Here is a 21,006-nt window from a genome sequence, read left to right as displayed (position 1 = left end):
ACCCGACAGATCGGGTTAATCATTACCCTACACTGGATATTATTATGGTCAAACCAACTGAACGTAGAGTGGGTTATGGCGTGGCGCTCGGCTACGGTATAACCGATCTGTTTGGCGGAGGCGCTTTCGCCATTATCGGCACCTGGCTTTTATTTTTTTACACCACCTATTGCGGGCTCTCTGTCGTCGAAGCGGGTTCGATATTTGCTATTGCTCGCGTCATTGATGCGTTATTAAGCCCGATTATGGGTTATATCACGGATAATTTCGGTGATACCTGGCTCGGGCGTAAATTTGGCCGTCGCCGCTTCTTTTTATTACTCAGTTCGCCCTTAATGTTTCTGTATGCCCTGCTGTGGCTTACGGACATGGGGTACTGGTATTACCTGGGCACTTACCTCTCTATTGAGCTATTGTCAGCGATGGTTCTGGTGCCCTGGGAAACCCTGGCCGCTGAGATGACTAACCGGTATGAAGAGCGTAGCCGTCTCTCCGGCGTGCGTATGATCTGCTCTCAGCTCGGCGGCTTTCTTGCGGTTTCCGTTCCCGGCGTCATTATGCAGTTCACGGGGAAAGATAATCCGTTTACCTATACTCTTACCGGGCTGATATTCTCCTGCGTATTCTGTATTGCGGTATTTATTACCTGGTACACCACCTGGGAAGCGAAAGATGTGCAACAGCCATCCACGTTTAAAGTGGATAAACAGCGCAGCAGCGGATTAATTAATCACCTGAAATATCTGGTGCTGGATCTCTTTTCCTCTTTCCGTATTCGCGCGTTCCGCCTGCATATTATTATTTATATCTTTTCATTTACGGCGATGGACGTATTCGGTTCGGTCTTTACCTATTATGTCGTGTATTGTCTGAGCCAGGACGCGGCAGCCGTCTCCGGCTGGCTGAGCATTGCGGCTTTCGCCTCAGTACCTGGCACATATGGATTTATGCTGTTGCTGAACAGGCTGAATGTCTCCCCTTCTGCCGCTTTGCGCCTCTCTTACGGCGGGATCTTCTTCGTGCTGGTGTTCCTGTTTACGGTCTACCTGACCAAAACCCAGGTGCCCACGCTGCTGTTCACGGCGGTCTTTATCCTGCTGGGCGCCACCCGCGCGGGCCTCTATTACATACCGTGGAATATCTACAGCTTCATTCCTGATATTGACGAGATGGTGACGCAGCAGCGCCGCGAAGGGATTTTTGCCGGGGTGATGGTCCTGACCCGCAAAAGCACCGTGGCGATCGCCATCATGATTATTGGCCTGGTCCTGCAGGAGTCCGGCTTTGTTAAGGGCGGCGGTGCACAGCCTGAAAGCGCGCTGGGGGCGATTATAGGCCTGATGATCTTCGCGACGGCAGCCCTGCTGGCGGTGAGCTTCTTCACTACCTATAAATTCAAGCTCACCCGCGAGACGCATAAACTGCTTCTCAAGGAGATTGCCCGCCGTAAGCTGGGCGGTGATTACCGCGACTGCGATGCCAATACCCGTGTGGTGATAAAACAGCTCACAGGCTATGAGTACGATCAGGTGTGGGGAGGCGATGCTGCCCGTCGTGCAGTGAACAACGTCGGGTTATCAGCGGCAAAATAGCGCGTCTCGCCGGGCCGGTTCCCCGCCTGCCCGGCCTCTTTTCGCCGCAAAATGTGACCTCTGGCAGGTTTACATCTCTTTACGCTATACTACCCGCTGAAATAATCGGCTCAACGCTACGAGCTGACGTTCAATGTGTTTCCACACAAATGGTATCAACTTCCCTTCCGAGGATCTGGCGAGAAGCCGGATAAACTATGTTAAACAGTATTTTAGTAATACTTTGTCTGATAGCCGTCAGCGCATTTTTCTCGATATCCGAGATCTCGCTGGCCGCGTCCCGTAAAATCAAACTTAAGCTGCTTGCCGACGAAGGCAACATCAATGCTTCCCGTATCCTGAAGATGCAGGAAAATCCTGGAACGTTCTTCACCGTGGTACAAATTGGCCTGAACGCGGTCGCTATTCTCGGCGGTATCGTGGGGGATGCAGCATTTTCTCCGGCCTTTTACAGCCTGTTCGTGCAGTACATGTCCGCCGAACTTGCCGAGCAGATGAGCTTTATTCTCTCCTTCTCGCTGGTCACCGGGATGTTCATCCTGTTCGCTGACCTGACCCCGAAACGCATCGGTATGATTGCGCCAGAAGCTGTGGCTTTGCGTATCATCAACCCGATGCGCTTCTGCCTGTTCGTGTTCCGTCCGCTGGTGTGGTTCTTCAACGGCCTGGCGAACGTCATCTTCCGCATCTTTAAACTGCCGATGGTGCGTAAAGATGACATCACCTCCGACGACATCTACGCCGTGGTAGAAGCCGGTGCGCTGGCCGGGGTGCTGCGCAAGCAAGAGCATGAGCTGATCGAAAATGTGTTCGAGCTGGAATCCCGTACCGTGCCCTCTTCCATGACGGGCCGTGAAAGCGTGATTTGGTTCGATCTGCATGAAGACGAGCAGAGCCTGAAGAATAAAGTCGCGGAGCACCCGCACTCTAAATTCCTGGTCTGTAATGAAGATATCGACCACATCATCGGCTATGTGGACTCCAAAGATCTGCTGAACCGCGTGCTGGCGAACCAAAGCCTGGCGCTTAACAGCGGCGTGCAGATCCGCAATACCCTGATTGTACCGGACACGTTGACGCTCTCTGAAGCGCTGGAAAGTTTCAAAACCGCCGGTGAAGACTTTGCCGTTATCATGAACGAATACGCGCTGGTGGTGGGTATCATTACCCTCAACGACGTCATGACCACGCTGATGGGTGACCTGGTCGGCCAGGGTCTGGAAGAGCAGATTGTGGCGCGTGATGAGAACTCATGGCTGATTGACGGCGCAACGCCAATCGACGACGTGATGCGCGTGCTGGATATCGACGAGTTCCCGCAGTCAGGCAACTACGAGACCATCGGCGGCTTTATGATGTTTATGCTGCGTAAAATCCCGAAGCGCACCGACTCGGTGAAGTTCTCCGGCTACAAGTTTGAAGTGGTGGATATTGATAACTACCGCATCGACCAGTTGCTGGTGACGCGTATTGATAACAAACCGACCGTGCTGGTGCCGAAGCTGCCGGATGCGGAAGAGAAGGTGTCGGCGTGATAACAAAAGGGCAGTGATTAACTGCCCTTTCTTTTTTCACTCATATGCAGTACGTATCTGACATTGATAAAAAAATTTAGAACGGTGATGAATCCATATATATAAAACTATAGCCTGCAACGTTCTTAAATTTAAAGATATCACCACTAACCTTAAGATGGATAGAATTATCTTCAATTTTTACATACACATCTGAGGCGGTAGTCACCAGGAAAGGTTCATAGCCACTTCTTAGATCATTTAAAAAATCCGCATCCGATTTTTTCGCAGAGTATAGGTAATATTGGTATACATATGGAGTGGTTGCTCCAGCATTACTTTCAGTAATAATTAAAGTTGACAACTCACCAACTTTCTCCCGGCGTATAATATCTTGTTCAAGGTAAAGAAGTTCATCAACTACACGCCATATGCCACACCCTAACAAAATAATCACGACGATTATATATAGCCACTTCTTTTTAAAAACCAGAGCGTTGAGCATAGTCTATTCCTGCTCTAATCCATGTCTGATCGGTTGGATCATCCCCATGTGAATCCGGCCCTTGATAATTTTTAAAACTAGGGTCGCTGGTCCCTGCAAGAATTTGAGCAAGTCCGGCTGCCCGCAATAATATCTCGGGTTCAATTCCGGCGGCAATGCCTACCGCTCCGAAATGAAAATTTCCAAAATTTTCGTATTGCCTACCTAATATGTTTTTATAATCCCAAGGGCCATGCCCTTTTACTTGCTTATAAAACCATAAGTAGGTCAGCGCTGACGGGCCATGATGGAACCGCGCAATCATCATGTTGTTTGATAATGAAACGCCAGGTGGAGAAAATGAAGAAATATCATAAGGAGGTTGAGGCTTAACAGCGATTGCTGGACGTCTCATGTTATGCCCTTTCGTTCCAGCTATCGGAAAAGAGCAAATTCCCATCACAGTGTTTCCATGTTATTTTTTCATATCGCATCTCAACACATTCAAGGTGATTATGTTTCTCTTTCGAAGCATCTTTCGTATCATGCATGACAGGAGAAACTCCGACAATTTTTACGTTTTCAAGAAACATATTGTTATACTCAACTTCCTGACCCGCATCGTTAATACGATACCATTTAAACTCTGCGCTTATTAACGTTTGACCGGTACAAACCGCCTTGAACAGATAGGGAGATGAACAATCAAATTCTTTCATAAAGAGGATACTTGAGTGCTTCCTTGTTCCGGTAATTTTTCCTGTCAATGGATCTGTTGGAATAGATACATTATGTGAAAACCCATTGATCTCTATACTTGACTCTCTATCTTGTACGTCAACAGCACCTTTTATTAACGCACCACCATCATCCTTCAGCCATAAATAAGCAGGAATAGCCATCCTTAAAACTCCTTTTCGTTAATGAGATGAGCATTCTTTATGCGTTATTCAATAAGCCCAATAGAGAATCAATTTTTTATTGTTTTATATCAAAACGAGAGCACTGAAAGAGAGTTTAAGAATAACTACACAAGCTCATACTTCCTCTGGAAAGTGGCAACCAGAAATTTACCGATGCAACAGAGTCAGAGTTATACTTCCCCCCACAAACATCAACGGCTCCCATCGGGAGCCGTTTTTTTAACTACTGCATAGCACGTAGGTTAAGCCATCTCAGTTTGCAGACGCATAACCTGACGGTTGACTTCGGACATCACAGACAAGTGCTGTTTGTCCTTCACTTTTGGGACAAGGATCTTGCCCTTATCAAACTCAAAAGCGCCAACATCCTTGATATACAACCGTCCACGGAACAGGATCTTCACGTACTTCGCCACCTGAAGCGGGTTGTAGCGTTGGAAAATTTTCATTCTTGTATCTCCTGCGAATCATACGCTCTTGCGGCGCCACAATCGGCCCGACTGTTCTGAGCGCAAATTTTGTTGCCCAATGACTATAGACCAGAACTACGTAGTTACCCAGTGTGCATAAGTTTATTTACCGTTTGATTACAATTATTCAGAATAATCTTTTCAAACTGTGACTACAGGCAGTATAAGCCGTCGTTTTTTTATGGATATGTGCGTTCGCCCGCAAACTGGCATCGGGATTGCGGGAAAAGCCCATTGATCGCACTTATGATTAAAAGCGTAAGACCAAGTGGTCGGATCACCTGCATACAATAAGGAAACACCATGACCCTACGTAACATTCTTGCAGCCGCATGCCTGCTCCTGCCCCTGTGGGGGAGTGCCCACAACATTGAAAAAGGACAACGCGTACCGCCAGTCGGCATTGCTGACCGGGGAGAATTGATTCTCGACAATGATAAGTTTAGCTACAAACCGTGGAATAGCGCGCAGCTCGCGGGCAAAGTGAGAGTTGTACAACATATTGCCGGTCGTACATCTGCAAAAGAGAAAAACGCAAACCTGGTGGAAGCGATCAAGGCCGCAAAATTCCCGCATGACCGCTATCAGACCACCACCATTGTGAACACCGACGATGCCATCCCTGGCTCCGGGATGTTTGTACGCTCAAGCCTTGAGAGCAACAAAAAGCTCTACCCGTGGTCGCAGTTTATTGTCGACAGCAACGGCGTGACGCGCAAAGCCTGGCAGCTTGAGGAAGAGAGTTCAGCGATTATCGTGCTGGATAAAAACGGCCAGGTGCAGTGGGTAAAAGACGGGGCGTTAACCCAGGAAGAGGTGCAGCAGGTGGTTGATCTGCTGCACAAGCTGCTGGCTCAGTAAAGAGAGACCCGGAAGCCTGGATTGAGGAATGATTCGCGCGGGGTGTAGTCCAGCGGCTTGCCCTGCCAGTCATGAACATGCGCACCCGCGGCCGCGGCTACCGCGTGGCCGGCTGCCGTGTCCCAGATGTTCGTCGGCCCGAAACGGGGATAGAGCTGCGCCTGCCCCTCCGCCACCAGACAGAATTTCAGCGAGGAGCCAATCGAGGTCGTCTGATGTTCACCCAACTGTTGCAGGTACTCTTCCAGCTCGCTGTCGCTGTGCGAGCGGCTGATGACCACCAGCGGAGGGCGCGCATCGCGCACCTGGATCGGCTTGCGGACACCACACTCTTCCTTCCAGGCCTTGCCTTCTGCGGCGCTGTACATCACTTTCATCACCGGTGCGTAGACCACCCCAAGCACCGCTTTGCCCTTGTCGATCAGGGCGATATTCACGGTGAATTCACCGTTACGCTTGATAAACTCTTTGGTGCCGTCAAGAGGATCGACCAGCCAGTAACGCTGCCAGTGCTGACGCTCATCCCAGCTCTGCGGCGCTTCTTCGGAAAGCACGGGGATCTCTGGCGTGAGTGCCTGTAGCCCTTTCATGATCACGCCATGCGCCGCGATATCCGCCGCCGTGACCGGGGAATCATCCGCCTTGCTGACAACGTTCATCGGTTGTGCGCCGTCATACACCTGCATGATGGCATCGCCCGCATCCCGTGCGAGCTGACAAATTTTATCTAACATTCTCCACCTCTTCGTTAACGCAGTGGGTATAACTCTTTGTTTTATTTATATCGTAATGTGAACAATTCCGCTATCTGTGAAGCAATTCCGGTTTCATCGCCCTTTTTTCTGGCAGGATTCACACTTCTGTAAGCAACAAACGATAGATACATATTCTTTTGTGGCCTGGATCGAAAAAAGGACTCCTCTGATGATTAAGTTTAGCGCAACGCTCCTGGCGACGCTGATTGCAGCGAGCGTACAGGCGGCGACGGTCGATCTCCGTATTCTGGAAACCACCGACCTGCATAGCAATATGATGGACTTCGATTACTACAAAGATACCCCTACGGAAAAATTCGGACTGGTACGCACGGCAAGTTTGATCAATGCCGCCCGCAATGAAGTGAAAAATAGCGTGCTGGTCGACAACGGTGATTTGATTCAGGGGAGTCCGCTGGGTGACTACATGGCGGCAAAGGGGCTGAAAAAAGGCGAGATCCACCCGGTGTATAAAGCGATGAACACCCTGGATTATACCGTCGGCAACCTCGGTAACCACGAATTCAACTATGGTCTGAAATACCTGCACGATGCGCTGGCAGGCGCAAAATTCCCGTACGTTAACGCCAATATCATCGACGTTAAGACCAAAAAGCCGCTTTTCACCCCTTATCTGATTAAAGAGACCGAGGTTGTTGATCAGGACGGTAAAAAGCAGAAGCTGAAAATTGGCTACATCGGCTTTGTACCGCCCCAGATCATGACCTGGGATAAAGCCAATCTCACCGGCAAAGTCACCGTTAACGACATCACCGAAACGGCGCGTAAATACGTACCGGAGATGCGTGAAAAAGGGGCGGATGTTGTGGTCGTTGTCGCCCACTCGGGCCTCTCTGCCGATCCGTACCAGGTGATGGCGGAAAACTCGGTTTACTACCTGAGCGAAGTGCCGGGCGTGGACGCGATCCTCTTCGGCCACGCTCATGCGGTCTTCCCGGGTAAGGATTTTGCCAGAATCAAAGGGGCAGACATCGACAAGGGAACGCTCAACGGCGTGCCGGCGGTAATGCCCGGCATGTGGGGCGACCATCTTGGGGTGGTGGATCTGGTACTCAATAACGACAGCGGCAGCTGGAAGGTGACCGGATCCAAAGCCGAAGCGCGCCCCATTTACGATGCTGCCGCCAAAAAATCACTGGCGGCTGAAGACCAAAAACTCGTCGACGTGCTCAAGCATGACCACGTCGCCACCCGCGAATTCGTTAGCAAGCCGATCGGCAAATCCGCCGACAACATGTACAGCTATCTGGCGCTGATACAGGATGACCCAACCGTTCAGGTGGTCAACATGGCGCAGAAAGCCTATGCCGAACATTTTGTTCAGGGCGATCCGGACTTAGCCAACCTGCCGGTGCTTTCCGCCGCCGCACCGTTCAAAGTGGGCGGACGTAAAAATGACCCGGCCAGCTATGTTGAAGTGGAAAAAGGCCAGCTGACGTTCCGTAACGCCGCCGATCTCTATCTCTACCCGAACACGCTGGTCGTGGTTAAAGCAACGGGTAAAGAGGTGAAAGAGTGGCTGGAATGCTCCGCCGGGCAGTTTAACCAGATCGATCCGAAGAGCAGCAAGCCGCAGTCGTTGATTAACTGGGACGGGTTCCGCACCTACAACTTCGACGTTATCGACGGGGTGGATTATCAGATTGATGTCACCCAGCCGGCGAAATATGACGGCGAGTGTCAGGCCATTAATCCGCAGGCAGAGCGCATCAAAAACCTGACCTTCAAGGGTAAGCCTGTCGATCCGGCGGCCACCTTCCTGGTGGTGACCAATAACTATCGCGCGTATGGCGGCAAATTTGCCGGCACCGGCGATAGCCACATTGCCTTTGCTTCTCCGGATGAGAACCGCTCAGTGCTGGCCGCCTGGATCAGCGCAGAGTCGAAAAAGGCGGGAGAAATTCATCCGGCGGTCGATAACAACTGGCGTCTGGCCCCGATCCACAGCGATACCCCACTGGATATTCGCATTGAAACGTCTCCGTCGGATAAGGCTGCGGCGTTTATTAAGGAGAAGGCGCAGTATCCTATGAAGAAGGTTGCGACGGATGATATCGGGTTCGCCATTTATCAGGTGGATTTAAGTAAGTAAAAGCAAAACGGCAACGCACGTTGCCGTTTTTAGTGTTTATTCCCTCTCCCTGTGGGCTGAGGGCTCCCCAGTAATTTTTTTACCGAAAGCGATGAATGTTGCTTCAGGAAAATGAATGACTTATAGCGACGCCCTGGTCCGGCTGTAAATCGCTGAGGCGTTTCGTGCAGGCCGGGGCGAGGCGCATGGATGCGCCGAGAGGGCGGCTTTACAGGGACGTTACATCCGCCCGTCCCCGATAAGCCGGAAGGAATAAGCCGAAGGCACCGCGGAGCGGCGATTTACCGCCGGGAGCCCGGGTCGCCAGGGTGGTGGCGACTGAGCCGCCCTGGCACGTTCACAAGTCATGCCGTTACAGAGTAGCAAGGAACATAAAGTGAACGGAATGACCTCTACAGCCATATGTTCCCCCTCACCCCAACCCTCTCCCTCAAGGGAGAGGGGGTCCTCCGTGCAGGCATTATTTTGTGGGGAACCCAGCCCTGTGGGAGAGGGTTAGAGTGAGGGCATCAGACCGCACATTCCCGGCTTTTACGCTGCCCGCTCATCCCGGTTCGCCATTACTTTTGGCGTATTCACCTCTATCCAGTCCGCCAGCGCGGCCACTTTCTCGCTCACCTCTACGCCAAGCGGCGTCAGGCTATACTCAACGTGCGGCGGTACAACAGGATACGAAACGCGATCGACAAAACCGTCATGCTCCAGTGCCTGCAGCGACTGGGCCAGCATCTTCTCGCTCACGCCGCCCATTTTACGGCGCAGATCGCTGAAGCGATGCGTTCCCTCACGTAGCGCCACCAGGATCAGAACTCCCCAGCGGCTGGTGACATGTTTGAGCACCTCTCTGGACGGGCACTGCTCCGCGAAGAGATTACCATCGCGCATTTGTTCGCTGAGTGTCGGTATCGTCATTTAATACTTACCTTTTTGTACGTACTTACTAAAAGTTAGTTATGATGCTAGTGTGCCACAACACCAGACAAACACGAAGGAGATTGATCATGATCGCGATTACCGGCGCTACCGGCCAGCTTGGCCGCCTCGTTATCGAACAGCTGTTAAAAACCGTCCCGGCAAACCAGATTGTCGCCATTGTGCGTAACCCGGCGAAAGCGGAAGCCCTGAGCCAGCAGGGTATTGTGGTTCGTCAGGGCGATTACACCGACCAGGCCGCGTTGACCACGGCGCTGAAGGATGTGGAGAAACTTCTGCTGATCTCATCCAGCGAAGTGGGTCAGCGCGCCACGCAGCACCAGAACGTCATCAACGCTGCCAAAGCGGCTGGCGTGACATTTATCGCCTACACCAGCCTGCTGCATGCGGATAACTCACCGCTGGGCCTGCACGTTGAGCATGTTGCTACGGAAAAAGCGCTGGCGGCATCCGGCATTCCTTATGCCCTGCTGCGCAACGGCTGGTATATCGAAAACTACCTGGCGAGCGCGCCGCCTGCGCTGGAACACGGCGTGTTTATCGGTGCCGCAGGTGAAGGCAAAATCGCCTCAGCCACCCGTGCGGATTACGCGGCGGCGGCGGCAAAAGTGGTTTCGGAAGAGGGCCACGCTGGCAAGGTCTATGAACTGGCAGGCGACAGCGCGTGGACGCTGAGCGAACTGGCGGCTGAACTGAGCAAGCAGAGCGGTAAACCGGTGGTTTATCAGAACATGAGCGAAGCGGATTTCGCCGCTGCGCTGAAGAGTGTCGGCCTGCCTGCCGGGTTGGCGGATATGCTGGCGGACTCTGATGTGGGCGCATCTAAAGGCGGGCTCTTTGACGATAGCCATACGCTGAGCAAACTGATTGGGCGACCAACCACGTCACTGGCTGAAAGCGTTAAAACCATTTTGTAACGGGAAGGCTATTATTACGGATGGCGGGGTAAAATAAAAAGCGGAATACCTCGCCACCGACTCGATTAGGGCTTAAAGAGCACAGCTCAATCTATTCTTTTGCGAAAGAGAGTCGCTATAAAGCACTCAATCCTGCCGCTGACATAGTATTCAAATTAATTTGCGCCTGTATAAAAGTGACTCCAGTTAACCCCGCTTACGTCGCAGGTAGAAATTAAAAATCGCTATATTCTTTTTCCCTCGCAAACGAAATAGGCTTTTCAAAGCCGGGAATAGTGATGCCATTCATATCAATATTGATATCGTCTTCATTTATCCCCTGCTGTCCAAACAGATAAATAACGTTTAATTCGCCATGAGATGCAGCTTCATCGTAAGCACAGGCCTGTCGTTGCACCTGGCGGTTACGCTGCTGATAATCTGCAAAGGCCGGTTCGCCATAGCGTTTGCGCAACCATTGTTGAGTAAGCTTCGGCGAGTAAACCACCCCCGTGGCATTATTACCGCCGAAGCCTTTTGAATTAATAAACGCAATTTGCCCCTGTTCATCCTCTAATTTGCAGTCCTGAACAGGGATGTGTAAACGCGCGTTATTCACCTGTGGCGCGATGTGCGACACACTTTTAATGCCCGGTAAAATGCCATAGCGGAAGACACCGAGACAGCTTATCAACTGGTCACCGCTGGCAGGCCCCAGGGAGTGTCCCAGGTAAGATTTCACCGCCGTCACCGGCCAGTCGTGAATCGAAAAGGCTTGCGCAACACGGTCAAAAATATCCGCTTCCGAGACACAATTTTTCGGCGTGCTTGAACCATGAGCCTGGATAAACGATCCCTTTTGCACCGTCTCCAGTCCAACCATCGACACTGCAGAGGCGACAGCTTTCGCCATAGTGATGTAATTCCCCGGCCCCGGTGAAGCAATCGAACGCTTATAGCCATCAGCATTGATAAAGACGTTTCCCACAGAACCGTGAATCTCTGCGCCGAGCTGCATCGCCAGTTCGTCGTCCATCAACACGATATACTGACTGGACTCGGCGATCACAAACCCACAGCTGTTGCCAAACGGACGGCTGCTGTTGCGCCAGTCGGCCGTCTCCGTCTGATCGATATGCCTGAGTTTGCTCTCTGTCGCCAGCGCGCCCATGGCATCAAAACCTTCAATCACCTCTGACGTAACCGGTGCTTCTGCGCTGCCTACCACGGCCACGCGAATGCGCCCTGCTTTTATGTCTTCGACGGCCGCGTTCAGGTTATAAAGAAACGTGGCGCATGCTCCCAGCGTGGCGCTGGTGTGGCCCACGCTACCCAGCACATAGGCATTGAGAAAATCAGCGCACATGCTGTTCAGGCCCAGCGGACACTGCTTGGCGCTGACGCGATGGCCCTTGAGACGCGACTGCAACATTCCGCCAAAGCCATACTCGTCGAGCTGTCCCATAATATTGCCCGAGTAGATACCCAGCTGATCCGGCGAAATTTTCGCCTGTATATCCCGCCACGGGATCCCCAAAGCGTTGATCGCATCTGACGCCCCGACAACGGCCATTTGCAACGCCCGCGGGTGAAACTGTGAATTGTAATAGTCACCCGGCCGGAATCCTTGTGGTAGCAAACCTGCGGCCTGAACTTCCGTGCGCAACAGCGTCTCAATTCTACAGTCCATATCACCCCGGACGGTAATGCGCACGCGCTGATCCGTTAATTCCTCAGCATGCCATCCCTGCGGTAAGGGTTGAGGTAATTGTCTGGAAGAGATATTAAAACTAAAACCGTTTTCGTCCGAAGCCATATTCAATTTTGCATGACTAACGATGGCATCAACATCAAAATAATCGTCCGTGATTTTTCTGATAAGGGATCCTTCAAGCGTCTCGTTCTTTATCGTCGCGGCAGCCTGATCGGGCGTGAATCTTTTACCGGAAATGTCACAATATCCGCCTTCATCATATTTAAGAATGCCCATCAGGATGGCGAGCGATAATAACGTCTGCTGCCGTTCCTCTTCGGATAATGACTCAATAACCATTCGGCGAAATGCATGATGTGAAGAACTACGACCAGCCGGACCATAGCCACCAAATGCTGTTATTACGGGTAATTTCACCATAATCAATCCTGTATTGGTCGTGAATTTATTTTGTTATCAAGCTAAGACAATTTACAGATATTAGTTTACAAATCGCCAAAAAAAGCTAATATGAAAATCCAGCCAAAATGCTGACTTTTTTGGCCAGGTTAAAGATGAGCTACCAAAAATAATAGTCAAAACAGGTATTAATCAAAAATGACAAATACACAAATAGGATTTGTGTTATGCGAACGCATGCTAAGTTCCGGCCTCAGTCTACCGATTGAAATGTGGAAATCAGCGGCCAGTAGCTATTTAGCTGAGCAAAAAACAAACGCCAACACAGATACGTCCCCGGCAAAGCGATCGCGTTTCAGGCTCTGTCGACCGGAAAGCATTTTGAAGGTCAATACCATCGGCATAAACAGTTTGCCGATCCGCACGCACAGTGGCTTCAGTATTACTGCCGACACCACACTTGCCGACGACAGACACTACGATGTTATTTATATTCCGGCCCTGTGGCGCAACCCTCGCGCGGTAGTCAGACAACAGCCTGAGCTGCTGGCGTGGCTTTCTGAGCAGGCCGCACGAGGCACCCGCATCGCTGCCGTCGGAACCGGCTGTTGTTTTCTGGCGGAATCAGGGTTGCTTAACGGGAAACCCGCCACCACCCACTGGCACTACTTCCGGCAATTCTCACGCGATTACCCCAGCGTTAAATTACAAACTAAACATTTTCTCACCCAGGCCGAAAATATTTACTGCGCCGCCAGCGTTAAGGCCTTGTCAGATCTGACAATTCATTTTATTGAAACGATATATGGAAAACGGGTAGCCACACATACTCAACGGACATTTTTCCATGAAATTCGTAGCCAGTTTGATCGTCAGTGCTACAGCGAAGAAAACAAACCCCATCCCGATGAAGATATTGTACAAATTCAGACCTGGATTAAAGCCAACTGCGCCTCAGATATATCAATGCAAAATCTTGCCAATATGGCTGGCATGAGTTTGCGCAACTTTAATCGTCGTTTTAAAAACGCCACTGACATGTCCCCTTTGCAATATTTATTAACCGCCAGAATTGAGTTAGCCATGAATATGTTGCAATCAACCAACCTGTGTATTCAGGAGATCGCCAACGCGGTTGGGTATCAGGATATTGCGCACTTCAATCGCCAGTTTAAACATAAAACCACGGTTTCACCGGGGGATTACCGTAAGACCGTTCGCGCAAAGATGTTTAGTGCATAATCCCGGATCATCTCTGATAATCACAAGATAGCCCCCGAGGAGAATCAGTGTGCAAGGCGTACCGGAACAATTTAGCGATGAGAGAGACAGCGCGCGCTTTCGCCATCTGGCGCAGTTGCCGGGTCTGGAACTTTATCACGCGCATATCGCTGACTACGCCTTTGAGCCTCACACGCATGAAGCCTTCGGCATCGGCACCATCGAAACCGGTGCCGAGCGCTTTCGCTATCGCGGTACCCAGCACCTGGCCGCTGAAAAATCCGTTGTCACCATGAACCCGGACGAGATCCACACCGGAGAATCGGCCACCGAAGGCGGCTGGCGCTACCGGATGGTCTACATCGAACCCGCTTTACTGGAAGAGGTGACTGGCCTGCGCCACTGGTGGTTTAGCGACGTTACCCGCCACGACCCGCTGCGTTCGCAGCAAATCGGCCAGCTGATCTACGGCCTGTGGCATACCCAGGACCCGCTTGCGCAAAAAGGACTGCTGCTGGATCTGATTGAGACCTTCCAGCCACTGGCCCATCACGCCCCAATAATTAAGGAAGGCGCGCACCGGTTCGAACGGGTACGCGAATATCTGCACGATAACTATATGCACGCCGTGACGCTGGACGAGCTGGCCAACGTGGTTTCTCTCAGCCCTTACCATTTTCAGCGCCAGTTTAAAGCCCATTTCCACGTCACGCCGCACCAGATGCTGATGGCTATTCGCCTGTGGCGCGCCAAAGGCTTCCTTACGCACGGCATGCCCGCCGCCGAAGTGGCCGCCGCGACCGGGCTGACCGACCAGTCGCATTTAACCCGCGCGTTTACCCGCCGCTACGGGATTACGCCCGTCCGCTACCAGAAACAAGTTATCGGGCGCTGATGCGCAATCTCATACAATACGCGCGCAATCCCCCCTTCTACACTGAGTACAAAGTCAATTGATGTGGATGGAATAATGATTAGTGGCGTGTTGTATGCCCTGCTGGCAGGGCTGATGTGGGGGCTGATTTTTGTCGGCCCGCTGATTGTGCCCCAGTATCCGGCGGCCCTGCAGTCAACCGGACGCTATCTGGCGCTGGGGCTGATTGCCCTGCCGCTGGCCTGGCTCGGTCGTACGCGTTTACGCCAGCTCAACCGCCAGGACTGGATGACCGCGCTGGCGCTGACCATGATGGGCAACCTTATCTATTACGTCTGCCTGGCGAGCGCCATTCAGCGTACCGGCGCGCCGGTATCGACCATGATTATCGGCACGCTGCCTGTCGTTATCCCTGTCTTTGCGAACCTGCTGTACAGCCAGCGCGATGGCAAACTGGCATGGTCAAAAATGGTACCCGCGCTGATCTGCACGGGCGTCGGGCTGGTCTGTGTGAATATTGCCGAGCTTCGCCACGGGCTCGCTGATTTCAGCGTCTGGCGTTACGGCTCGGGGATCGGTTTAGCGTTTATTTCCGTCGCCTGCTGGGCCTGGTATGCCCTGCGTAATGCGCGATGGTTACGGGAGAACCCGGATAAGCATCCGATGATGTGGGCAACGGCACAGGCGCTGGTGACGCTGCCGGTCTCGCTGGTGGGCTATGCCGGGGCGTGCCTCTGGTCTGCGCAGCAACAACCGGACTTCGCCCTCCCTTTCGGGCCGCGGCCGTGGGTCTTTGTCGGGCTGATGATCGCTATCGCTGTGCTCTGTTCCTGGGTGGGCGCGCTGTGCTGGAATATCGCCAGCCAGAAACTGCCAACGGTGATCTTAGGGCCGCTGATTGTCTTCGAAACGCTGGCCGGGTTGCTGTACACCTTCCTGATGCGCCAGAGCGTACCGCCGCTGTTAACGGCCTGTGGAATAGTGCTGCTGGTGATGGGGGTAGTGATGGCGGTAAGAGCGAAGCCGGAAAAACCGATGGTCGTTCCGGCGTCGGAGATGTGAGGCGTTTGCACGGCCTGCAAAAACGTAGGCCCGGTCAGGCGTAGCCGCCACCGGGCAAGCTTTTAAAACGTTTCCCAGTTGGCTTCAGACGCAGAAGCGACGGGCTGCGCTTTTGGCACATAGGTTTTCGCCGGAGCCGCCTTCACCGCTTGGCTGCGGGCAATTTTAAACACTGCCACCGCGTCGTTCAGGCGTGCCGCCTGGTCTTCCAGCGCGGCCGCTGCGGCCGCAGACTCTTCCACCAGCGAGGCGTTCTGTTGGGTAACCCGATCCATCTCTGCCACCGCCTGGCCCACCTGGTCGATCCCGCGGCTCTGTTCATCAGACGCAGAGGCAATTTCACCCATAATGTCGGTGACGCGAGTCACGGCGTTAACAATTTCCGCCATGGTGGCCCCGGCTTCGTTCACCAGCTGCGAGCCTGCGTTAACCCGCTCACCAGAGTCATCAATCAGCGCTTTGATCTCTTTCGCCGCCTGGGCGCTGCGCTGAGCGAGCGTACGCACTTCTCCGGCTACCACCGCAAAGCCACGCCCCTGCTCACCTGCGCGCGCCGCTTCAACTGCCGCGTTAAGAGCCAGGATGTTCGTCTGGAAGGCAATGCCGTCAATGACATTGGTAATTTGCGCAATTTTGCTGGAACTGGTGGCGATTTCGTCCATGGTGCGCACCACGCCTTCTACAACGTTACCGCCCTTCTTCGCCGTTGAAGAGGCATCAAGCGCAAGACGGGAAGCCTGACGGGCATTGTCGGCGTTTTGTTTCACCGTTGCCGTCAGCTGCTCCATGCTGGCAGCCGTCTCTTCCAGCGAGGCAGCCTGCTGCTCGGTACGGGAAGAGAGATCGTTACTGCCCGCAGAGATTTCCCCCGCACCGGTGTAAATGGTATCCGCACCTTCACGAACCACGCCCACGGTGTTTGCCAGCGCGGTTTGCATCTCCTGGACGTTTTGCGCAAGCACGGCCATCTCGTTTTTACCCTCTGCATGGATCGGCTGGGTTAAATCACCGGCGGCAATGGCGCGGATATGGCTTATCACATCCTGCAGCGGCAACAACAGCACGCGGCGCATGGCAATCCAGCTGGAGATAATCACGATAATTACCAGCAGCATGACCGCAGAGAGGATCCACAGGATACGCTTGTAATCACTTTCGTTATCTTTGATCCCTTTATCCGTAAGCACGGCCTGGGCTTCACGCCATTCCCGGTAAACGTTTTGCATCGCGGTCTGTTTCTGCTCCGCATTCTGCTTGAACATCTCTTCCAGATTGCCCTGAGAGAGCAAAACGTTCATTTGGGTCAGTGTCGCGGAGTAATTGCGGTACTGCTCTTCCAGGCGATTTGCAAGGTTGGGATCCAGCCCTGGGGTATTCGGCAAAGCATAGTATTTGTCGTAATGAGACTGGGCATTGGCCAGCAGGTTTTTCGCCGTGTTTACCAGCTCATTGAGCTGTCCGCCGTTAATCTGCGAGGCCATGCTGCTTTGCAGACGCAGCATGCCGCGGTTCAGGGTGACGCGCGCCTGGTTCAGGCTGATCCATGCATCGGTAAACTCCGCCACGTTCTTGCTGGATAGCTGCGACACGGTGAAATTGTCTTTATCGTTATTCAGCGCGTTGATAAAGATACCGGCGGAAACGAGTTGCATGATGCCGAGCACAAGCAGCACCGAAATCAAAAGGGTAATGACTTTTATACGTTTAAACATGCGTTGCCTTTGTAATATGCAGGTTTGTCTGACGTGGATATATCGGCAGGCGCAGCGGGTTGTTTACTGTTTCTCCACGTTAAAAAAGTTTCTAAAGTTATTTTCTGCATTCATTCAGTGAGTTAAACACGCTAATTTTTTGTGACTTACATCTCATTTTCACCCTTGCCTCTAAAGGGTTATAGCGCCGCCTTAAAGATGCATTTAATATGCATCTTATATTCTTGATGATGAGGTAACTGCTATGGCCTTCCGCGACCAACCACTCGGCGAGCTGGCGCTCTCCATCCCTCGCGCTTCTGCGCTGTTTCGTAAATACGACATGGATTACTGCTGCGGCGGTAAGCAAACTCTGGCACGTGCGGCCTCGCGCAAAGAGCTGGATATAGAGGTTATTGAAGCGGAGCTGGCTCTGCTGGCAGAGCAACCCATCGACAAAGAGTGGCGCACGGCCCCGCTTGCCGAAATCATCGACCACATTATCGTGCGTTACCACGATCGCCACCGCGAACAACTGCCGGAGCTGATCCTGCAGGCCACCAAAGTTGAACGTGTGCACGCCGACAAGCCTTCCGTGCCGCGCGGCCTGGCGAAATACCTGACCATGCTGCATGAAGAACTCACCAGCCATATGATGAAAGAAGAGCAGATCCTCTTCCCGATGATTAAACAGGGAATGGGCAGCCAGGCGATGGGGCCAATTAGCGTGATGGAAAGCGAACATGACGACGCGGGTGAACTGCTGGAAGTCATCAAACACACGACCAATAACGTCACGCCGCCGCCAGAAGCCTGCACCACATGGAAAGCGATGTACAACGGCATTAACGAGATGATCGATGACCTGATGGAACACATCAGTCTTGAGAATAACGTTCTGTTCCCGCGTGCATTGGCGGGTGAATAAAAAGGCCACTGAAGCCTGATGCCCTCACCCCGGCCCTCTCCCACGGGGAGAGGGTGCAAAAACTAAAAACGGCAACCGAAGTTGCCGTTTTGCTTTTACCTTACGCCTGCCATTCGTTTCTTACCAATGAACAGCCAGCCCAATCCCAGGGCGATGAACCACAGCGGCGTGACGATCAGCGCCTGACGGGTGTCATCTTCCAGCGTCAGCAGAACCAGAACGAACGCGAAGAACGCCATGCACACCCAGCACATCAGCTTGCCCAGCGGCATCTTATAGATCGATTTCTCATGCAGATGCGGACGCTGTTTACGATACACCAGGTACGAACAAAGGATGATCGTCCAGACGAACATAAACAGGATCGCCGAAACGGTGGTGATCATGGTGAACGCACCGATAACGCTCGGGTTCACGTAGAGCATTACCACCCCACCCAACAGGCACATGCAGGAGAACGTCAGCCCTTTCGCCGGAACAGCACGCTTAGAGAGCTTCGCGAACGCGCTCGGCGCAACGCCTTCCTGCGCCAGGCCAAACAGCATGCGGCTGGTTGAGAACACACCGCTGTTCGCCGATGACGCTGCAGATGTCAGCACCACGAAGTTAATCAGGCTCGCTGCCGCAGGCAGTCCCACCAGCACGAACAGTTCAACGAATGGGCTCTTGCTTGGCACAACCGAGCTCCACGGCGTCACGGACATAATAATGATCAACGCAAAGACGTAGAACATGATGATACGAACCGGAATGGAGTTGATTGCACGCGGCAGGGATTTTTCAGGGTCTTTGGTTTCCGCAGCGGTGGTTCCGACAAGTTCAATCCCCACAAAGGCAAATACCGCAATCTGGAAGCCGGCAAAGAAGCCGCTGATGCCTTTCGGGAACCAGCCGCCGTCATTCCACAGATGGGTAAACGAAGCCTGTACGCCAGTTGGCGACTGGAAGTGCGTCAGCACCATTACCAGGCCCACCACAATCAGCGCCACAATAGCGACAATCTTGATCATCGCGAACCAGAACTCCATCTCACCGAACATCTTAACGGTGGCGAGGTTGAGGCTCAGCAGCAGAATAATCACCGCCAGCGAGGCGACCCAGTCCGACAGCCCCGGGAACCAGAACTGCGCATAGGCAGTAATGGCGACGACATCCGCCATGCCGGTTACGACCCAGCAGAACCAGTAGGTCCAGCCGGTGAAATAACCCGCCCAGGGACCGAGCAGGTCGGAAGCAAAATCACTGAAAGATTTGTATTCGAGGTTGGAGAGCAGCAATTCACCCATTGCACGCATCACAAAAAAGAGCATAAAACCGATGATCATATAAACAAAAATGATCGACGGCCCGGCAAGACTGATGGTTTTGCCTGAGCCCATAAACAGCCCGGTACCGATGGCACCCCCGATGGCGATAAGCTGAATATGACGGTTTGTGAGATTGCGCCGTAGCGACTGTTCAGACGTCGCCTCTTCTGTCGCGGCGACTTTGACCTGATCTACCATGTAATTTTCCTGTTTATGCCTGTCTGTGTTGTTAAGGCTCTTCTGGCCTTTAAAAACGTCAAATAAATGACGGTCCCTTTGTAAGGGTTTATCGATATTAGGTAAGAATCGGCGGGATGAATACTATGATTTAGATATTATGTTAATAATATGTTGGAAGTGAGTGTCATATCACTCATACAGCGCGAAACAGCTCACAAAAATACACGCAACAGTTTCGTTTGCAAGATAAAATATTGATTCCGACGTAACTATAGGTTTTAACACTATTTTCCTCTCCCCGGACGGAGAGAGGAAATAAGAAAAGCCGATTACAGGATTTCCAGCAGCTCGACTTCAAACACCAGGGTGCTGAATGGTGGGATGGACGCGCCAGCGCCACGCTCACCGTACGCCAGGTTGTGTGGGATAGTCAGTTCCCATTTGGAGCCGACTGGCATCAGGGTCAGAGCCTCAATCCAGCCTGCGATAACGCCGTTAACCGGGAATTCAGCCGGTTCGCCGCGTGCAACAGAGCTGTCGAACACGGTACCGTCGATCAGTTTACCGGTGTAGTGCACGCGAACGTGGTCAGTGCGTGCCGGGATAGCGCCGTCGCCCTGGTTGATCACGCGGAACTGCAGGCCAGACTCGGTGCTGTTCACGCCTTCACGCTCACGGTTCTCTTCCAGATATTTCACGCCTTCTGCCGCCATCTCTTCGAAGCGCGCGCGACGCACAGCGTCCGCACGTTCGTGGATTTCACGCAGCGCACGGTGCACAACATCAACCGGAACGGCTGGCTGTTTGCCTTCCAGCGCGTCAGCGATACCCGCCACCAGCGCTTCTGGTAACAGACCTTCCAGGCCGGATTCGCTCAGTTGCTGTCCTACCTGCAAGCCGATACCGTAACTTGCCTGCGCTTCGATAGTGTCAAAAGTCGGGGTGGTCATGGGTTTTCCTTCCATCACATTTAAAGTAGCGGGCAGCATAGCAGCCATGCCCTTATGGGTAAAACTTTGTCTGAAGTTAAGGTGACAAACTGCGACGAAACAGAAACAATAGAGGTAACCAGGATTAATCCCGAATGGA

The 21,006-nt window shown here is 52.6% G+C and carries 19 protein-coding genes; 9 read left to right on the top strand and 10 right to left on the bottom strand.

The genetic code is table 11. The features are described 5' to 3' along the window. The first annotated feature begins 44 nt into the window (after nucleotides 1-44). Nucleotides 45-1,592: an MFS transporter gene (locus tag ACOTX3_RS09505; protein WP_023619690.1), complete on the top strand. Its 1,548-nt coding sequence runs from the start codon at nucleotides 45-47 to the stop codon at nucleotides 1,590-1,592. A 197-nt stretch (nucleotides 1,593-1,789) separates the two neighbouring features. Then, complete coding sequence (locus tag ACOTX3_RS09500) at nucleotides 1,790-3,127, top strand: hemolysin family protein (RefSeq protein WP_013095324.1); 1,338 nt, start codon at nucleotides 1,790-1,792, stop codon at nucleotides 3,125-3,127. A gap of 76 nt (nucleotides 3,128-3,203) precedes the next feature. Here ACOTX3_RS09500 and ACOTX3_RS09495 read toward each other — a convergent pair whose 3' ends face one another. The 4 genes from ACOTX3_RS09495 to ACOTX3_RS09480 all read right to left on the bottom strand — a co-directional run bounded on the left by ACOTX3_RS09495 (nucleotide 3,204) and on the right by ACOTX3_RS09480 (nucleotide 4,962). Then, the gene (locus ACOTX3_RS09495) at nucleotides 3,204-3,611 is read right to left on the bottom strand and encodes a hypothetical protein (protein WP_058678902.1); all 408 of its coding nucleotides are present in this window, start codon (nucleotides 3,609-3,611) and stop codon (nucleotides 3,204-3,206) included. Next, nucleotides 3,589-4,005 (bottom strand): polymorphic toxin type 44 domain-containing protein, encoded by a 417-nt coding sequence (locus tag ACOTX3_RS09490; RefSeq protein WP_071885244.1) that lies wholly within the window; start codon nucleotides 4,003-4,005, stop codon nucleotides 3,589-3,591. The genes ACOTX3_RS09495 and ACOTX3_RS09490 overlap by 23 nt, the downstream gene beginning before the upstream one ends. A gap of 1 nt (nucleotide 4,006) precedes the next feature. After that, complete coding sequence (locus ACOTX3_RS09485; RefSeq protein WP_038418543.1) at nucleotides 4,007-4,492, bottom strand: Hcp family type VI secretion system effector; 486 nt, start codon at nucleotides 4,490-4,492, stop codon at nucleotides 4,007-4,009. A 263-nt stretch (nucleotides 4,493-4,755) separates the two neighbouring features. Beyond that, complete coding sequence (locus ACOTX3_RS09480; RefSeq protein WP_008501430.1) at nucleotides 4,756-4,962, bottom strand: DUF1107 domain-containing protein; 207 nt, start codon at nucleotides 4,960-4,962, stop codon at nucleotides 4,756-4,758. Nucleotides 4,963-5,286: 324 nt separating this feature from the next. Here ACOTX3_RS09480 and ACOTX3_RS09475 point away from each other — a divergent pair, with 324 nt between their 5' ends. Beyond that, on the top strand, nucleotides 5,287-5,844 hold the full coding sequence (locus ACOTX3_RS09475; protein WP_127869105.1) for a YtfJ family protein: 558 nt from the start codon (nucleotides 5,287-5,289) through the stop codon (nucleotides 5,842-5,844). Here the strand turns inward: ACOTX3_RS09475 and cysQ are convergent. After that, on the bottom strand, nucleotides 5,838-6,578 hold the full coding sequence (cysQ, locus tag ACOTX3_RS09470) for a 3'(2'),5'-bisphosphate nucleotidase CysQ (protein ID WP_013095322.1): 741 nt from the start codon (nucleotides 6,576-6,578) through the stop codon (nucleotides 5,838-5,840). The genes ACOTX3_RS09475 and cysQ overlap by 7 nt on opposite strands. A gap of 190 nt (nucleotides 6,579-6,768) precedes the next feature. Here cysQ and ACOTX3_RS09465 point away from each other — a divergent pair, with 190 nt between their 5' ends. Then, nucleotides 6,769-8,712 carry a bifunctional 2',3'-cyclic-nucleotide 2'-phosphodiesterase/3'-nucleotidase gene (locus ACOTX3_RS09465; protein WP_058678903.1) on the top strand — a complete coding sequence of 648 codons (1,944 nt, stop codon included), beginning with the start codon at nucleotides 6,769-6,771 and terminating at the stop codon, nucleotides 8,710-8,712. 531 nt (nucleotides 8,713-9,243) lie between these two features. On the opposite strand, the gene ACOTX3_RS09460 is transcribed toward ACOTX3_RS09465, so the two are convergent. Further along, nucleotides 9,244-9,624, bottom strand: coding sequence for a winged helix-turn-helix transcriptional regulator (locus ACOTX3_RS09460; protein WP_028027891.1), 381 nt, complete (start codon nucleotides 9,622-9,624; stop codon nucleotides 9,244-9,246). Between the two features lie 89 nt (nucleotides 9,625-9,713). Between ACOTX3_RS09460 and ACOTX3_RS09455 the strand changes: the two genes are divergently transcribed. Then, nucleotides 9,714-10,562: an SDR family oxidoreductase gene (locus ACOTX3_RS09455; protein WP_058678904.1), complete on the top strand. Its 849-nt coding sequence runs from the start codon at nucleotides 9,714-9,716 to the stop codon at nucleotides 10,560-10,562. Between the two features lie 214 nt (nucleotides 10,563-10,776). Here ACOTX3_RS09455 and ACOTX3_RS09450 read toward each other — a convergent pair whose 3' ends face one another. Then, on the bottom strand, nucleotides 10,777-12,675 hold the full coding sequence (locus ACOTX3_RS09450; RefSeq protein WP_058678905.1) for a beta-ketoacyl synthase: 1,899 nt from the start codon (nucleotides 12,673-12,675) through the stop codon (nucleotides 10,777-10,779). A 177-nt stretch (nucleotides 12,676-12,852) separates the two neighbouring features. Here ACOTX3_RS09450 and ACOTX3_RS09445 point away from each other — a divergent pair, with 177 nt between their 5' ends. The 3 genes from ACOTX3_RS09445 to ACOTX3_RS09435 all read left to right on the top strand — a co-directional run bounded on the left by ACOTX3_RS09445 (nucleotide 12,853) and on the right by ACOTX3_RS09435 (nucleotide 15,811). After that, on the top strand, nucleotides 12,853-13,896 hold the full coding sequence (locus ACOTX3_RS09445; protein WP_234355668.1) for a GlxA family transcriptional regulator: 1,044 nt from the start codon (nucleotides 12,853-12,855) through the stop codon (nucleotides 13,894-13,896). 49 nt (nucleotides 13,897-13,945) lie between these two features. After that, a complete protein-coding gene (locus ACOTX3_RS09440; protein ID WP_013095315.1) occupies nucleotides 13,946-14,770 on the top strand; it encodes an AraC family transcriptional regulator in 825 nt (274 codons plus the stop codon). 75 nt (nucleotides 14,771-14,845) lie between these two features. Further along, a complete protein-coding gene (locus tag ACOTX3_RS09435; RefSeq protein ID WP_058678906.1) occupies nucleotides 14,846-15,811 on the top strand; it encodes a DMT family transporter in 966 nt (321 codons plus the stop codon). Nucleotides 15,812-15,873: 62 nt separating this feature from the next. Here the strand turns inward: ACOTX3_RS09435 and ACOTX3_RS09430 are convergent, their stop codons facing one another. Further along, entirely contained in the window at nucleotides 15,874-17,523 is a 1,650-nt protein-coding gene (locus ACOTX3_RS09430; RefSeq protein WP_047023498.1) for a methyl-accepting chemotaxis protein, read from the bottom strand. 244 nt (nucleotides 17,524-17,767) lie between these two features. Here ACOTX3_RS09430 and ytfE point away from each other — a divergent pair, with 244 nt between their 5' ends. Then, nucleotides 17,768-18,430, top strand: coding sequence for an iron-sulfur cluster repair protein YtfE (gene ytfE, locus ACOTX3_RS09425; protein WP_048971397.1), 663 nt, complete (start codon nucleotides 17,768-17,770; stop codon nucleotides 18,428-18,430). Nucleotides 18,431-18,525: 95 nt separating this feature from the next. Here the strand turns inward: ytfE and cycA are convergent, their stop codons facing one another. Further along, the gene (gene cycA, locus ACOTX3_RS09420) at nucleotides 18,526-19,935 is read right to left on the bottom strand and encodes a D-serine/D-alanine/glycine transporter (RefSeq protein WP_023619712.1); all 1,410 of its coding nucleotides are present in this window, start codon (nucleotides 19,933-19,935) and stop codon (nucleotides 18,526-18,528) included. A 311-nt stretch (nucleotides 19,936-20,246) separates the two neighbouring features. Beyond that, nucleotides 20,247-20,867, bottom strand: a complete 621-nt coding sequence (gene fklB, locus ACOTX3_RS09415) for an FKBP-type peptidyl-prolyl cis-trans isomerase (protein WP_008502892.1) — start codon at nucleotides 20,865-20,867, stop codon at nucleotides 20,247-20,249. Nucleotides 20,868-21,006 lie beyond the last annotated feature (139 nt).

The sequence above is a fragment of the Enterobacter cloacae complex sp. IR5384 genome (assembly GCF_049237265.1).
Taxonomy (GTDB): Bacteria; Pseudomonadota; Gammaproteobacteria; order Enterobacterales; family Enterobacteriaceae; genus Enterobacter; species Enterobacter cloacae.
This window is presented reverse-complemented; position numbering and strand designations above follow the sequence as displayed.